Here is a 16282-nt window from a genome sequence, read left to right as displayed (position 1 = left end):
TCCTATTTGGCGGCCAGCGCCGGCGCGTTGCCGGCCGCGCGCGCGGCGGCGAAGTCACGCACCGCGCCGCCATGGCTGGCGGCCCAGGCCTCGGCCGCCGCGCGCGTCAGGAAGGCGCTGGTGTCGCCCTTGGCGCTGACGAACCAGGCGTCGCCGGCAAACAACTTCAGGCCGCTGTCGCGGTCGTGGGCGTAGACCACGCGCACCTTCTTGCCGTCCTTGTCGAGCTGGCGCAGCGCGGCGAAGGCGCCGTCGACGCTGGCGTAGTGGCGCACCAGCGGTTCGCCGTCGACCCAGATCTGCGTCAGGCGCGAAAAGTCGGTGATCGGCTTGCCGGTGGCGGCGTCCTTGGCCACCAGCGGCAGGCGCTGGTAGTTCTTCAGGCGCGCATCGTAGTCGAGCCCGGCCTGCTTGTAGGCGGCGCGGATGTAGCGGTCGTCGATGAAGGTGTTGATGTCGAGGTCGCTGTCGGTGCGCTTCATCAGCCGCAGCGTCTCGATCGAGGTCTTGACGGCCTGGCGGTATTCCGGCTTCCAGCTGAAGTCGCGCGTCTGCAGCCCCAGCGGGCCGTGGAACAGGTAGTCGACCTCGGCCTCGATGCCGGTCACTTTGGCGATCAGCTCGCTGTATTTTTCCGGCTCGGCGGTGATCAGGCGGTCGGCCTCGATGGCGGCGCGCAGGTAGGCGGTGACGATTTCCGGATATTTGGCGGCGTAGGCGGCGTCGACCAGGCTGCCGTGCAGCGTCGGCGATTTGGCCTGCGAACCGTCGAAGATCTTGCGGGCGTAGCCGCGATGCGGGAACAGTTCGGCGAACGGCACGAAGTCGGCGTGGGCGTCGATCTTGTTGCTTTGCAGGGCCGAGCCGGCCACCTCGGGCGCCTGCGTGACGACCGTGATGTCCTTGTCGAGCTCCCAGCCTTGCGCCTTGATGGCGCGCAGCAGCATGCCGTGCGCGGTGGAGGCGAACGGCACCGAGATGGTCTTGCCCTTGAGCTCGGCGAGCGACTGCACCGCCGACGCCTTGGGCACGACGATGCCGTTGCCGCTGCCTTGCACGCTGCCCGACAACACACTGATGAACAGGCTCTTCTTGCCGGCCTTCTCGAACGCGGCGCCGTTGAAGGAGCCGGGGAAGTCGGCCATCGAGCCCAGGTCGAGCTTGCCGGCGACCATCTCGTTGGTCAGCGGCGCGCCGGAGGTGAAGTTTTTCCAGACAATCTCGTACTGCGCGTCCTTGTATTTGCCGTCGTGCGGCAGGTATTTTTCCAGCAGCTTCAGTTCGCGGATCAGCAGGCCGCCGGTGGCGCAGTTGATGGTGGTGTCCTGGGTGCCGATGGCGATGCGGATGGTTTCGGCTTGGGCGGCGCCGGCGCCCAGTGTCGCCAGTAGCAAGGTAGTCAAAGTGCGATGCAAGAACATAGTAATCTCCACAAAAGTCAGCGCAACAAGTAGGGGATATCGACCGTCACGGCGCCGGTCGGGCAATCTTTTTCGCAGGGCATGCAGTACCAGCATTCGTCGAATTTCATGAAGGCCTTGCCTTTGGTGAAATCGATGGCCAGCACGTCGAGCGGGCAGACGTCGACGCAGACGGTGCAGCCCTTGTCGGCGATGCACAACTCCTCGTTGACGCGGACCGGCACGCTGCTCGGGTTGAGGGCGATGGGCATGGTGTTCTCCTTAAACGGCAAGCGCTTCGGCTTGCGGGATGGCGTTTTCCTTATCGATGCGCAGCCGCTGGTAGGCCTGCTTTTCCCGCTCGTCGAGGCTGACGATGTAGGGCTCCAGCGGACGCTTGAAACAGGTCATCTGGCCGTCGACCTTCTTCAGCTGCACGTGGCACAGCCAGTCGGCGTCGTTGCGCTCGGGATGGTCGACGCGGTTGTGGTACAGGCCCCAGCGGCTCTCGGTGCGGAACAGCGAGGCGCGCGCGGCCATCTCGGCGCAATCGCGGATCGCGTGCACCTCCAGCGCGCGCATCAGCTCGTGCGGGCCGGCGGCCGACAGCCGGTCCAGATCGGCGCGGATGGCTTCGAAGCGGGTCAGGCCGATCTCCATCTTGCGCGTGACCTTGGGCGGCTGCAGATAGTCGTTGACCATGCGGCGCAGCTTGTATTCGACCTGGGCCGGTGGCAGGCCGTCGACCCGGTTCAGCGGCGCCCACACGCGCGCCCGCTCGGACTCCACCTGGGCGTCGTCGAGCGGCGCCAGTTCGATGTCGGCGCAGCGCCGCGCCGCGCTTTCTCCGGCCAGCTTGCCGTAGACGAAGGCGCCCAGCATGTAGTTGTGCGGCACGCAGGCCAGGTCGCCGGCCGCGTACAGGCCGGCCACGGTGGTCTCGGCGTGTTCATTCACCCACACGCCCGAGGCCGAGTGGCCGCTGCACAGGCCGATCTCGGAGATGTGCATCTCCACCATCTGCTGGCGGTAGTCGGTGCCGCGCCCGGCGTGGAAGCGGCCACGGCTCGGCCGTTCGTTGGTGTGCAGGATGGTTTCGATGGTGCTGATGGTTTCCTCGGCCAAGTGGTCCAGCTTAAGGAACACCGGGCCGTTGCCGCCCTGCAGTTCGTTGTAGAACTCCTGCATCATCTGGCCGCTCCAGTAGTCGCATTCGATGAAGCGCTCGCCCTTGTTGTTGGTGGTGAAGCCGCCGAACGGACCGGTCACGTAGGCGCACGCGGGGCCGTTGTAATCCTTGATCAGCGGATTGATCTGGAAGCATTCGATGCCCGACAGCTCGGCGCCCGCGTGGTAGGCCATGCTGTAGCCGTCGCCGGCGTTGGTGGGGTTCTCGTAGGTGCCGAACAGGTAGCCCGACGCCGGCAGCCCGAGCCGGCCGGCGGCGCCGGTGGCCAGCACCACCGCCTTGGCGCGGATCACGTGGAAGTCGCCGCTGCGGCAATCGAAGGCCATGGCGCCGGCGATGCCGCCGTCGGCCGCCGTCAGCAGGCGCGTGGCCACCAGCCGGTTGCTGATCTCGACGCGCTGGCGCTTGAGGCGGCGGTACAGCACCTTCTTGATGTCGTGGCCCTCGGGCATCGGCAGCACATAGGTGCCCATGTGGTGCACCTTGCGCATCGCGTAGTCGCCGGTTTCGTCTTTTTCGAACTTGACGCCCCAGCGGTCCAGCTCTTCGATCATCGGGTAGCTGTTCTCGGCGTAGGCCATCACCGTGCGCTGGTTGACGATGCCGTCGTTGGCGGTGGTGATCTCCTTCACATATTGCTCGGGGGTGGCGAAGCCGGGAACGACGGCGTTGTTGAGGCCATCCATGCCCATGGAGATGGCGCCGCTGCGCTTGACGTGGGCCTTCTCCAGCAGCAGCACGCGCAGCTGCGGATTGGCCTCCTTGGCCTTGACGGCGGCCATCGGGCCGGCGGTGCCGCCGCCGATCACCAGCACGTCGACGGTTTCGATGATGGTTTGCATAGTGGTGTGCTCCAGGTGAACGGGTGGGTGCTCAGCCGCGGCGGGCGATTTGCAGGCGGTACTGGAAGGCGTCGCCGCGGAAGTACAGGTATTCGAAGTCGAGCGGCGCGCCGTCGGCCGCGTGGGTCAGGCGTTCGATGCGCAACAGCGCGGTGCCGGCCTCGATGCGCAGCGCCCGGGCCAAGGTGTCGTCGGCCAGCATGGCGTCGATTTGCAGGTCGGCCCGGCCCAGCGCGATGCCGTAGTCGTTTTCCAGGATCAGGAAGATGTCGCGCCCGGCCAGGTCCTCGCGGCGCAGGCGCTCGCCGATGTCGGGCGGCAGGTAGGTCACCTCCAGCGACACCGGCTCGCGGTTGAGGTGGCGCACGCGCTTGATCTCTGTGACGTCGGCGCCGGCGGCCAGGCCCAGGCGCTGCGCCACGTGGGCCGGCGCGGCCACGATCTTGTGGCTGGTGACCTGGTTGTAGATCTCGTAGCCCATGCGGCCCATGGCCTCGCCGAAACCTTCGAGCTGGGTCAGTTGTTGGAAGGCCTTGGGCTTGGAGACGAAGGTGCCCTTGCCGGGGATCTTGAAGATGACGCCTTCCTTTTGCAGGTCGTTGAGGGCCTGGCGCACGGTGATGCGGCTGACGCCGAAGATGGTGCTCAGCTCGCTTTCGGCGGGCAGCTTGGCGTGGGCGGGATAGCTGCCGTCGAGGATGCGCTCGCGCAGGTTTTCCTTCACCTGCGTGTACAGCGGGACGGGGGACAGTTCTACGGTACGGAAATTGGACATCGCTTCACCTGGCTACATAACGTGGCACATAACCTGTCATAACAGGTCATGACGGTCGAAAGAGCTTGCAGTCTATCGAGGCCGTTTCAGCGTGTGAACGAATGATTGTGTGTTTGCTTATGCAGAAAATCCTGCATGCGAGGGGGGCGGCGGGACGGGGGGAGGGTGCCCGAAATCCGCCCCTTGCGGGAAGCTGTCTTTTTCGCCTGTCTCTTTCGGTCTCCTTTTGTCTTTTTTTTACTCCAGCCCGCTCTGACGGAAGAAGGAGACCGAAAGAGACAAAAGGAGACCGAAAGAGACAGCCAAAAGAGACGCGTTCCCGCAAGGGCCTGCGCGGGGATGCCCACCCCGGAGCGGCGGCGCCGAGTCCGCCGCCGGGCCCGGCGGTGGCCCGACGGTGGCCCGACGGTGGGGCGGACCGGCTTACCCGACCGGCTTACTTGCCGTTCTTGTTGCGGCGGCGCGCGACGCCGCCCATCAGCGCCAGGCCCGCCAGCAACATGCCGTAGCTGGCCGGTTCCGGCACCGCCGTCACCGAGCGGATCCAGGCGAGGTGCGAGAACGTCGCCGTGGCGCCGGACACGTCGCCGAAGCTGGCCGAGTTGGTGTCGCTGGCGTCGCAGCCGGCCAGTCCGTACGCCGGGCAGGCGAAGCCGCCCTGCATGTCCCACGAATGGATGCCCGACAGCAGCCATTCCTTGCCGTTCCAGACGAACTCGCCGGCGCCGGAATCGCCGGCGGCGGCCAGCGCTTCGCCCGCGCCGACGCCGGTGCCGCTGGCCCAGCCGTCGCCGGTGGCGCCGGCGATGCGCCCGAGCGTGTTGTGGGCGGCGCTGCCGTCGTCGTAGTCGCTCATGTAGGTGGCGCCGGGCGCGTAGTAGTTCGGATCGTAGCCCCAGTCGGGGATGGCCTCGCCGCTCTTGCGGTTGAAGGTGTCGCTGTCGACGTCCCAGGTGTTGTAGCCGTAGTGGCCCCACAGCACGTCTTTGCCGTTGGGCTCGCTGGCGCTGTCGCCGCGCCCGGTGCGGCCGTAGCCGGCGATCAGGTAGTTCTTGCCGACGTCGTCGGTGGTGCTCAGGTGGTAGCCCTGGACCGAGGTGACCGCGCGGTCCAGTTTGATGATGGCGATGTCGGCGCCGCTGTCGACGTTGCCGCTCCATTGCGGGTTGACGTAGGCGTTGGCGGCCGTCACGTCGCGCACCTCGCTGGCGGAGCCGCCGGCCCAGCCGACATACACCTTCATCGATTTGAAATCGTCGGCGCAATGGGCCGCCGTGACGACGAACCGGCCGCCGGCCAGCAGCGAACCCGAGCAGGAGAGGGCGTCGCCGGCCGAGGTGGTGTAGGCCAGCCGCACCACGCCGTCGAGCGCGCCGGCCACGCCGTTGAACGTCTGCCCGGGCACCAGCCGCCAGTCGGCCGGCGCGGTGGTGTTGGAGACCGCCTGCGCGGCCGAGGCCGCCATCAACGCCGCCGCGATGGCCGCGCGCTTTACCGCTATCGATTGATTCATTAGAAACTGTTCCTCATGCTGCAATGGTTGTCAAAGTGGTGTTTCCGCTTCATCCCGGCGACACAGGTCCCGCCCATGGCCGTTAACCTAGATTAATGGAAACATTGCATTATGGAACACTTTCAACAAACGTGCAGGGGCGCGCGTGGCGTGCGCGCAGCCGGACTCGGCCGAGATTTGTTGTAGCAATGGAACAAGAAAACGGCAGCGCGCGGTTGTCTGGTAGCATGCCGTTACGACACATTTTTGTTCTGGGGAATTGTTTTTTATCATGATACGAATTCTGATCGCCGACGACCACGCGATCGTGCGTGGCGGCCTGCTGCAATTGTTCGGCCTGGCGGGCGACGTCACCGTGGTGGCCCAGGCCACCAACGGCGGCCAGGTGATCGAGAGCCTGCGCGCCGTCCCGTGCGACCTGGTGCTGCTGGACATGTCGATGCCGGGCATCAGCGGCATCGAGCTGATCGGGCGGATCCGCGCGCACACGCCGGCGCTGCCGATCCTGGTGCTGAGCATGCACAACGAGGCGCTGGTGGTGCGGCGCGCGCTCAAGGCCGGCGCCAACGGCTACATGACCAAGGACGGCGACCCCGAGACGCTGTTGCTGGCGGTGCGCAAGGTGGCCGGCGGCGGCCGCTACATCGACCCCGGCCTGGCCGAGCAGATGGTGTTCGACGGCGAGGGCGGGCAGGCCGAGCGGCCCCACGAGCAGCTGTCGAACCGCGAGCTGAGCATCTTCCGCCTGTTCGTCTGCGGCAAGAGCGTCAACCAGATCGCCGAGGAGCTGGCCATCAGCAACAAGACCGTGAGCACGCACAAGGCGCGCCTGATGCAGAAGATGGGGTTCCAGAGCAACGCCGACATGCTGCGCTACGGCATCGACCACGCGCTGGGCCAGTGAGGTAGGGATTTCCCTACCGGCGCCCGCGCGCCGCCCTACGCCGCTATCAAGAATTTCTGATTGGAAACACGCGGGCGCTGCGGCATACTGGTCGGGTAGCGTGCGGCCGTGCCTGGCCGGCCGCCTGTGATCAACCGCACGTCCCGCGGCGCGGCCCGCGAGGGCGCGCGTCCGCCCGCCGGAGTAAACCATGAGCATGTCGCCCCCCTTGCGCGACCGCACCATCCTCATCGTCGACGATACGCCGGCCAACCTGACCCTGGCCGTGGCGATGCTGCAGCGGCACGGCGTGCGCCTGGCGGTGGCGCACAGCGGCGCCGAGGCGCTGCGCCGGGTGGCGTTCGCGCCGCCCGACCTGATCCTGCTGGACGTGATGCTGCCCGGCATCGACGGCTTCGACGTGTGCCGCGCGCTCAAGGCCGGCGGCGGGCCGGGCGCGGACGTGCCGGTGATCTTCATGACCGCGCTCAGCGGCACGGCCGACAAGCTGGCCGGCTTCGCCGCCGGCGCGGTCGACTACGTGACCAAGCCGCTGCAGGCCGAGGAGGTGGTGGCGCGCGTGAGCACCCATCTGCGGCTGGCCGCCATGCAGGCCGAGCTGGTCAGGCAGAACGCCCTGCTCGAGACCGAGAACCGCGAGCGCCGCGTGGCCGAGCGCGTGCTGCAGCAGTACCGCGACAGCCTGGAGCTGCAGGTGGCCGAGCGCACCGCCGAGCTGCGCGAACTGAGCGCCCACCGCGAGCGCGTCCGCGAGGACGAGCGCAAGCACATCGCCCGCGAGCTGCACGACGAGCTGGGGCAGTCGCTGACGGCGCTGCGCATGCAGGCGGCGCTGCTGCGGGTGCGCTTCGGCGCCGATATTCCGGACATTAACGACCAGGTGCGCGCCATGACCGAGCTGGTCGACCGCACCATCGGCGTGGTGCGCAACGTCGCCACCAGCCTGCGCCCGACCGTGCTCGACATGGGCATCGGCTCGGCGCTGGAGTGGCTGGTCGACGAATTCCGCCGCCACAGCGGGCTCGATTGCAGCCTGACGCTGGACCTGGGCGAGGTCCAGCTCGGCGAGCGCCAGGCGGTGGCCGTGTTCCGCATCGCCCAGGAGTCGCTGACCAACGTCGCCCGCCACGCCGACGCCAGCGAGACGGCCGTCGCGCTGCGCTGCACGGCGGGCGCGTGCGAACTGCAGGTCGACGACGACGGCCGCGGCTTCGATCCGGCGTCCGCGCGGCCGCACTCGTTCGGCCTGCTCGGCATCCGCGAGCGCGCGCTCAGCCTGGGCGGCCAGGTGTCGATCGCCAGCCGCCCCGGCGGGCCCACCCGCATCGTCGTGCGGCTGCCGCTGGACCCCGCGTGAGCCTGGCGCGCCGCCTGCTGGCCGCCGTTGTGTTGGCCGGCTGGGCGGCGGCGGCAGGGACCGTGGCGGCGCCCGCGCCGGCGCTGCCGGCCACGCCAGCCGCGCCGGCCGCCAGCGCCGAGCGCTGGTCGGCGCTGACGCGGCCGATGTTCCAGGCGGTCGGCGCGGCGCAGGGGCTGGGCAACGTCATCGTCACCGCCATGGCCCAGGACCGCCACGGCTTCCTGTGGGTGGCCACCGCCGGCGGCCTGTCGCGCTGGGACGGCTACCGCTTCCGCAACTACACCCACAACCCCGGCGAGCGCGGCGCGCTGCCCGACAACTCGGTGCAGGCGCTGCTCGCCGACAGCCGCGGCCGGCTGTGGGTGGGTACCGCCAGCGCCGGCCTGGCGCGCTACGTGCCCGAGGACGACAGCTTCGTGCGCTACGGCGGCGCCGCGCTGGCCGGCAACGCGGTCACCGCCCTGGCCGACGACCGCGCCGGCGGCCTGTGGGTGGCCACCACGACCGGCCTGGTCCATTTGTCCGACGCCGACGACCCGGCGCGCGCGCGCGCCAGCCGCTACCGCCACGATCCGGCCGACGCGGCCAGCCTGCCGGCCGACCTGGTCGATTCGCTGGCCGCCGCCGCCGACGGCACCTTGTGGGTCGGCACCCGCAACGGCCTGGCGCGGCGCGACCCGGGCGGCGCCGGCTTCGTCAAGGTCGCGCTGCCGGTGCGCGCCGCCGACGGCCCGGCCGTGGGGGCGCTGCTGCTCGACCACGCCGGCCTGCTGTGGATCGGCACCGGCGGCGACGGCGTGTTCGTGCACGATCCGCGCAGCGGCCGGGTCGGGCGCCATGCCGACGGCGCGGCCGCCGCCGCGCTGATGAAGAACGTCAACGTCAGCGGCCTGGCCGAGCCGGCGCCGGGCGAGCTCTGGGTCAGTTCCTACAACGACGGCGTGGCCGTGATCGACCGCGCCAGCGGCCGCGCGCGCCACCTGGCCTACCAGGCGCGGGCGCCGGGCGGACAGTCGAGCACGGTCGTGCGCAGCTTGTTCAGCGACCGCGCCGGCGCGCTGTGGCTGGGCACCGACAACGGCCTGAACCAGCTGCCGCCCGGGCGCGCGGCGCTGTCGCTGGCGCCGCGCCAGGGCGCCGACCCCGGCCTGAGCGCCGACGAGGCCCAGACCCTGGCGGCGGCGGCCGACGGCCGGGTGTGGGTCGGCATGGTACGCCAGGGCGCCGACGTGGTCGATCCGCGGCGCGCGCGCGTGGCGCGCTGGCAACCGATGCGCGCGCGCCTGAACCGGCTGGTGCCGTCGGCCAACGTCACCGCGCTGATGGCCGACCCCGACGGCAAGATGTGGCTGGCCACGCCGTCGGGGCTGTTCCGCGCCGGGCCCGACGGCAGCGGCACCACGCCGGTGTCCGCGCCCTGGCTCGACAACCGGCTGCAGGTGCGCGCGCTGGCCCGCGCCGGCGGCAGCGTGTGGATCGGCACCTCCACCGCCGGGCTGTTGCGGGCGCGCCTGGACGGCGCCGCGCTGCGCCGGGTCGGCCGCGTCGAGGGCCTGGGCGACCTCGAGGTCAACGACCTGGCGGCGGCGCCGGACGGCGCGCTGTGGGTCGCCACCAACGCCGGCCTGAGCCGGATAGACACGGCCGCCGGCGCCGTGCTCGAACACATCGGCGCCGACCGCGCCGACCCGGCGTCGCTGTCCCACCCGGCCGTCAACACGCTTCTGGTGGACCGCCGCGGCCGGCTGTGGGTGGGCGGCGAGGGCGGCATCGACGTGCTGGCGTCCGGCGCCGGCGGCCAGCGCCGCTTCCACCGCCTCGGCATCGCCCAAGGCCTGCCCAACACCAACGTCGGCATGCTGCTCGAGGACGCGCAGGGGCGGATCTGGGCCAGCACCGACGACGGCCTGGCCGTCATCGATGCGGACAGCTACGCCGTCGGCGTGCTGGGGCGCGCCGACGGCGCGCTGTACGCGCCGTACTGGACGCGTTCGGGCGCGGTCGGCGGCGCCGGCGAGCTGCTGTTCGGCGGCTCGGGCGGCGTCACCATCGTGCGCCCGGAGCGCTACCGGCAGTGGCGCCTGGCGCCGCCGCTGGCGGTCACCGAGGTGCTGTTGGGCGGCAAGCCGGTGCCGTCGGGACCGCACAACGGCGCCGCCCCCGCGCCGCTGGTGGTGCGGCCGGGCGCCAACAGCTTCGCGGTCGGCTTCGCCGCGCTCGACTTCACCTCGCCCGAGCGCAACCGCTACGCCTACCGGCTCGACGGCTTCGACCGCGACTGGACCGGCGCCGACGCCGCCCACCGCGTGGCCTCGTACACCAACCTGCCGCCGGGCCGCTACCGCCTGCGCGTGCGGGGCAGCAACCGCGACGGCGTCTGGAGCGGCAGCGAGCTGGACCTGCCGGTCGAGGTGCTGCCGTGGTGGTGGCAGACCTGGTGGTGCCGCGCCGCCGCCGCGCTGCTGGCGGTGGCGGCGCTGTGCGGCGCCTACCGGCTGCGCTCGCTGCAACTGGCGGCCCGGCACAGCGCGCTCGAGCGCGAGGTGGCCGCCCGCACCGCCGAGGTGCTGCGGCAAAAGGCGCTGGCCGACCAGCAGCGCGGCGAAGCCGAGCGCCAGCACCGCGAGGCGAGCGAGCGCAACGCCGAGCTGGCGGCCGTCAACGCGGTCGCGCGCATGCTCGCCGGCAAGCTCGAACTGGAGCAGCTGATCGCGCTGGTGGGCGACCAGGTGCGGCGCCTGTTCCACGCCGGCCGCACCCGCATCGCGCTGCTGGGCGACGACGACGACGGCGGCGCGCCGCTGCCGGCCTACACCCACGCCGACGGCGCCGCCGACGCCGCCGCCGTGGCCGCCGACGAGGCCGCGCTGGGCCGGGTGGCGGCCGGCGGCCGGGGCGAGCTGGACGGGCACGGCGCGGCGGACGGGGCGGGGTCGCGCCTGTGCGTGCCCATCATCGCCAACGGCGTGGTGCGCGGCGCGGTGGCGGTGCGGCGCGCCGGCGCCGCCCCGTACCAGGCCAGCGACCAGCGCCTGCTCGACACCATCGCCGCCCACCTGGGCGCGGCGCTGCAAAGCGCGCGGCTGTTCCGGCAGGCCGAGGCCGCCCGCGCGCGGGCCGAGGAGGCCACCCAGTCCAAATCGATGTTCCTGGCCAATATGAGCCACGAGATCCGCACCCCGATGAACGCGGTGATCGGCCTGTCGTACCTGGCGCTGGGCACCGATTCGGCGGCGCGCCAGCGCGACTACCTGCACAAGATCCACAACGCCGGCAACTCGCTGGTGGGCATCATCAGCGACATCCTCGACTTCTCCAAGATCGAGGCCGGCAAGCTCGACATCGTCAGCGCCGATTTCGACCTCGACGACGTGCTGGCCCACGTGGCGGCGGTGGCCGGCGCCGTGGTCGGCCCCGGCATCGAATGCAATTTCGACGTGCCGGCGGCGCTGCCGCGGCGCCTGCGCGGCGACGCCCAGCGCCTCGGCCAGGTGCTGGTCAACCTGCTCGGCAACGCCCTCAAGTTCACCGCCGCCGGCGAGGTGGCGCTGGCGGTGCGCCTGCTCGAGGACGAGGGCGGGCGGGTGCGGCTGGCCTTCAGCGTGCGCGACACCGGCATCGGCATGTCGGCCACGCAGCTGGCGCGGCTGTTCCAGGCCTTCACGCAGGCCGACAGCTCGGCCACGCGGCGCTTCGGCGGCACCGGCCTGGGCCTGAGCATCTGCAAGAACCTGGTCGACCTGATGGGCGGCACCATCGTTGCCGACAGCGCGCCCGGCGCGGGCAGCCGCTTCGTCGCCGAGCTGTGGTTCGAGCGCGCCGCGGGGGCGCCGGCGGCGGGGCCGCCGCCCGAGCTGGCCGGGCTGCGGGTGCTGGTGGTCGACGACTGCGCCACCGCGCGCGCCGGGCTGCTCGGCGCGCTGGCCGCGCTGGGCGTCGACGCCCGCGCCGTCGATGGCGCGGCCGCCGCCGCGCCGCTGCTGGCGGCCGCGCCGCCCTACGACCTGGTGCTGGCCGACACCGACCTGCTGCTGGGCGGCACCGACCTGATGCTGGGCGGCACCGCGCTGCCGGCGCCGGCCGCCGACGCCGGCCGGCCGCGGCGCGCGCTGCTGGCCAGCGCCGCCGAGGACGAGGCGCGCGCCGGCCCGGTCGACGCCTGCCTGGTCAAGCCGGTCACGCGCGCGGCGCTGGCCGACACGCTGCTGCGCCTGTTCGCGCCGGGGCGCCGCCGGGGCGACCCGGGCCAGCCGCCGCGCGCGCCGCGCTTCGACGGCGCGCGCGTGCTGCTGGTCGAGGACAACGCCATCAACCAGGAGATCGCGCTCGGCCTGCTGCGCGCCTGTGGCGTCGAGGTCGACCTGGCCGCCAACGGCCGCGAGGCCGTCGAGCGGCTGGCGCAAGCCGGCGCGGCCGGCCGCTACCAGCTGGTCTTGATGGACCTGCACATGCCCGAGCTCGACGGCTACGCGGCCACGGTGCGCCTGCGCGGCGACGCCCGGCTCGACGCGCTGCCGATCATCGCCATGACCGCCAGCGTCATGCCGGCCGAGCGCCAGCGTTGCCGCGACGACGGCTTCGACGACCACCTGGGCAAGCCGCTGATCCCGGCCGAGCTGTACGCCTTGCTGGGCCGCTATCTGCCGGCCGCCGCCGTGCCATCGCGCCGGCGCGCGCCGGCCCCGCCCGAGGGCGTGGCGGACCCGGACCCGGACCTGGACCTGGCCGTCGCCCGCCACGGCGTCGACGGCAACGAGGCCTTGCTGTGGAAGGTGCTGAGGATGTTCCGCGACGACGAGCACGACCGGGTGGCGCGCATCCGCGCCGCGCTCGGCCGGGGCGAGCACGGCGCCGCCGAGCGCCACGCGCACTCGCTGCGGGGGCTGGCGGCGGCCATCGGCGCGGCGCCGCTGGCGCGCCTGGCCGGCGAGCTCGAGCGCGCCGCCCGCGCGCGCGCGCCGGCGCCGGCCATCGCTCCGGCGCTGGCGGCGCTCGACGGCGCGCTGGCGCGCGTGTGCGCCGAGCTCGACCGCCGCCTGCCGCCGGCGCCGGCCGCGCCCGGCGCGGCGCGCCCGCCCGCGTCCTGGCAGGCCGAGCTGGGCCGGCTGGCGGCCCTGATGCGCGCGCGCGACGGCGCCGCCGGCGCCGCGTTCGCCGCCTGCGCGGCCGACTTCGCGGCCAGCTTCGGCCACTGGGACGCCGAGGCCATCGAGCGCGGCCTCGACGCGGGCGACTTCGACGGCGCCCACACGGCGCTGCGCTGGGTCGCCCACCAGCACGCGTTGAGCCTATGACGGCGGCGCCGAGCCGATGGCGCCGCCTGACGGCCGCCGGCGCACGGTTGGCCGCCGGCGCACGGTTGGCCGCCGCCGCGCTGCTGGCCGCCGGGACCGCCGGCGGCCAGCAACTGCCGTTGCGCGGCTACGGCCAGCTCGACGGCCTAGCCAACCTGTCGGTGTCGGCGCTGGCCCAGGACCGCGCCGGCTATCTGTGGGTGGGCACCGACAACGGCCTGTACCGCTTCGACGGCGCCCGCGTGCGGCGCCATCCGCTGGGCCGGGACGGCGCCGACAGCGCCATCGCCACGCTGCACGTCGATCCGGCCGGGCGGCTGTGGGTGGGCAGCGAGCGCGGCCTGTTCGTGCTGCGCGGGCGCCGCCTGTTGCCGGTGCGCCGGGTCGACGGCAAGCCGCTGCCGGTGCGCCCGGGCCAGCACCTGGCGTCGATCGACGCCGACCATTTGCTGGTGCAGAGCATCGGCCGGCTGCACCGGGTGCAGCCCGACGGCCGCGGCGGCTGGCACGCGGTGCAGCCGCTGGCCGCCGCGCATATCGCCGAAATCGACGCCTTCCAGGCGCGCCGGCCGGCCACCGCCGCCGCGCTCGCCGCCGCCCAGGCCGCGCGCCCGCCGCTGGGCGACCTCAACGGCGTGCTGCGCGACCCGGACGGCACGCTGTGGCTGGGCTGCAAGCTCAGCCTGTGCCGCTACCGCGACGGCGCGCTGGCCGTGTTGGGCGCGGCCGAGGGCTTGCCGGCGCGCCGCTGGACCGGCCTGTTGCGCGACCGCGCCGGCGCCCTCTGGCTCAGCGCCGGCGACCGCCTGATGATGCGGGCGCCGGGCGCGGCGCGCTTCCGCGACCTGACCCCGGCCGGCCACGCCGCCCGCGCCGGCGGCCCGGAGACGGCGCTACTGGAGGATGACGACGGCCGCGTGCTGCTGCTGTCGGATCACGGCTTGTTCCGCGGCGGCGCCGACGGCTGGCGCCGCTACGGCGCGCGCCAGGGAGTGCGCGTCACCGAGGGCCAGCACGCGCTGCTGCGCGACCGCGACGGCGACCTGTGGCTCGGGCTGCCCGGGCGCGGCATCGCCCAATGGCAGGGCTACCGGCACTGGGAAAACTGGACGACGGCCCAGGGGCTGCCGGACGAGAACGTCTGGGCGGTGCGGCGCGCCGGCGACGGCGTGCTGTACGTCGGCACCGGCCACGGCGTGGCGGCGCTGGGCGCCGCCGGCGCGGCCACGCTGGCCATCGGCCGCGGCGAGGCGTGGGGCGCGCTGGCGGTGGACGCCCGCGGCGATCTGTGGGGCGCCAGCTTTTCCGGCCAGCTGTTGCGGCGCGACCGGCGCGGGCGCGTGGTCCGGGTGGCGCGCCTGCCGGAGCTGGGGGTCTATCACATGCTGTTCGACGGCGCCGGCCGGCTGTGGCTGTGCACCGAGCGTGGCGTGTACGTGATCGCCGACCCGCATCGGGCGCCGACGCCGGTGCGGGTCGAGCCGGCCACGGCGCTGGCCGGGCCCGACGCCGGCTTCCTGTCCGCCTGCGGCGACGCCGCCGGCCGCCTGTGGTTCGCCGGCACCGGCGGCCTGCTGCGGCTCGAGCACGGGCGCTGGTCGCGCGCGCTGCCGCCGGGCGACGGCGGCGGCTATGCGTCGGTGGCCTGCGACGGCGACGCCTTGTGGCTGCTCGGCGCCACCGGCGCGCGCCTGTGGCGGGCCGACGCCGGCGCCGCCGCGCCGGCGCCGCGTCCGGTCGAGCACCCGCTGCTCGAGGGGCGGGCGCCGGTGTCGCTGCTGGTCGACCGGCGCCACTGGCTGTGGCTGGGCACCGACAATGGCGTGCTGGTGTGGAACGGCGCGCGCTGGCGGCTGTTCAACGAGCAAAGCGGCCTGGCCTGGAACGACAGCAACCAGCACGCGCTGTACGAGGACGCCGACGGCTCGATCTGGATCGGCACCAGCAACGGCCTGTCGCACCTGCTGCGGCCCGGGTCGCTGTTCGCGCCGCGCGCGGTGCCGCTGTATCTGGAGGCGGCGCGCTACGGCGGCGCCGCGCCGGCCGGCGCCGACACGCCGTGGAACGGCGGCGCGCTGGACGTGCAACTGGCCGCGCCGGTGTTCCAGAACCACGAGGCGCTCAGCTACCGCTACCGCCTGCTGGGCCAGGAGCAGGCGTGGTCGCGCAGCGACAACGGCGCGCTGCGCTACGCGGCGCTGGCGCCGGGCCAGTACCGGCTGCAAGTGGTGGCCGAGCACGCGATGACGCAGCGCGCGTCGGCCATGCTGGAGCTGCCGCTGACGATCACGCCGCCGTGGTGGCGCACGCGCTGGGCCTACGCCGGCGGCGCGCTGCTGGCGTTGGGCCTGGTCGGCCTGCTGCACCGCTATCGGGTCGCGCGCGTGCTGCGCCAGCGCGCGCTGCTCGAGCGGCGCGTGGCCGAGCGCACCGCCGAGCTGGAGGCGTCGCGCGAGGAACACCGGCTGCGTTCGCTCAAGGACGGCCTGACGGGGGCCTGGAACCGCGTCGCGCTGATGGAGCGGCTGGCGCCGCTGCTGGCGCCGGGCGCGGCGCCGTTCCTGCTGGTGCTGCTGGACCTGGACCACTTCAAGCGCGTCAACGACACCCACGGCCACCTGGCCGGCGACGCCGTGCTGCGCGAGATGGTGCGGCGCATCCAGGCGGGGCTGCGCGCCAGCGACACCGTGGGCCGCTACGGCGGCGAGGAATTCATGCTGCTGCTGCCCGGGCTGGACCTGGCCGGCGGCGCGCCGCGCCTGGCGCGCCTGCACCGCGCGGTGTGCGCCGCGCCGGTCGACATCGACGGCTGCGGGCCGCTGCCGGTCACCTGCAGCGGCGGCGTGGTGCTGGGGCGGGCCGAGCGGGGCTTGACGGCCGAGCAGTGGATCGCGCTGGCCGACCAGGCGCTGTACCGCGCCAAGGCGCTGGGCCGCAACCGCCTCGAATACGCGCCGGCCGACGCCGCCTGAGCGGGGGGCGGCGGTCCGCCCTACACGCTCCTG

Annotated in this window: 8 protein-coding genes and 2 pseudogenes; 4 read left to right on the top strand and 6 right to left on the bottom strand. The window is 72.8% G+C overall.

Features of this window, described 5'->3' with window-relative positions; translation table 11 throughout:
- Positions 1-2: 2 nt before the first annotated feature.
- The 6 genes and pseudogenes from JOD97_RS02555 to JOD97_RS33220 all read right to left on the bottom strand — a co-directional run.
- A complete protein-coding gene (locus tag JOD97_RS02555; protein WP_209713048.1) occupies positions 3-1421 on the bottom strand; it encodes an ABC transporter substrate-binding protein in 1419 nt (472 codons plus the stop codon).
- Between the two features lie 17 nt (positions 1422-1438).
- Positions 1439-1672: a ferredoxin family protein gene (locus tag JOD97_RS02550; protein WP_090318490.1), complete on the bottom strand. Its 234-nt coding sequence runs from the start codon at positions 1670-1672 to the stop codon at positions 1439-1441.
- A gap of 10 nt (positions 1673-1682) precedes the next feature.
- The gene (locus tag JOD97_RS02545) at positions 1683-3431 is read right to left on the bottom strand and encodes a fumarate reductase/succinate dehydrogenase flavoprotein subunit (protein ID WP_209713047.1); all 1749 of its coding nucleotides are present in this window, start codon (positions 3429-3431) and stop codon (positions 1683-1685) included.
- A gap of 31 nt (positions 3432-3462) precedes the next feature.
- Complete coding sequence (locus JOD97_RS02540; protein WP_209713046.1) at positions 3463-4206, bottom strand: GntR family transcriptional regulator; 744 nt, start codon at positions 4204-4206, stop codon at positions 3463-3465.
- Between the two features lie 436 nt (positions 4207-4642).
- Positions 4643-4741, bottom strand: a pseudogene (locus JOD97_RS33225) (PEP-CTERM sorting domain-containing protein); the annotation flags it as partial.
- Between the two features lie 486 nt (positions 4742-5227).
- Positions 5228-5671: pseudogene (locus JOD97_RS33220) on the bottom strand (trypsin-like serine protease); the annotation flags it as partial.
- A 319-nt stretch (positions 5672-5990) separates the two neighbouring features.
- Here JOD97_RS33220 and JOD97_RS02530 point away from each other — a divergent pair.
- The 4 genes from JOD97_RS02530 (at position 5991) to JOD97_RS02515 (ending at position 16249) form a co-directional block, all read left to right on the top strand.
- A complete protein-coding gene (locus JOD97_RS02530; protein WP_209713045.1) occupies positions 5991-6623 on the top strand; it encodes a response regulator transcription factor in 633 nt (210 codons plus the stop codon).
- 190 nt (positions 6624-6813) lie between these two features.
- The gene (locus tag JOD97_RS02525) at positions 6814-7980 is read left to right on the top strand and encodes a response regulator (RefSeq protein ID WP_209713044.1); all 1167 of its coding nucleotides are present in this window, start codon (positions 6814-6816) and stop codon (positions 7978-7980) included.
- Positions 7977-13277, top strand: a complete 5301-nt coding sequence (locus JOD97_RS02520) for a two-component regulator propeller domain-containing protein (protein ID WP_209713043.1) — start codon at positions 7977-7979, stop codon at positions 13275-13277. The genes JOD97_RS02525 and JOD97_RS02520 overlap by 4 nt, the downstream gene beginning before the upstream one ends.
- A complete protein-coding gene (locus tag JOD97_RS02515; protein WP_209713042.1) occupies positions 13274-16249 on the top strand; it encodes a diguanylate cyclase in 2976 nt (991 codons plus the stop codon). The genes JOD97_RS02520 and JOD97_RS02515 overlap by 4 nt, the downstream gene beginning before the upstream one ends.
- Positions 16250-16282 lie beyond the last annotated feature (33 nt).

The organism is Duganella sp. 1411, from assembly GCF_017833525.1.
Classification (GTDB): domain Bacteria; phylum Pseudomonadota; class Gammaproteobacteria; order Burkholderiales; family Burkholderiaceae_D; genus Rugamonas.
Note: the sequence above shows the minus strand (reverse complement) of the source record. Positions and strands in the feature narration are given on the sequence as shown.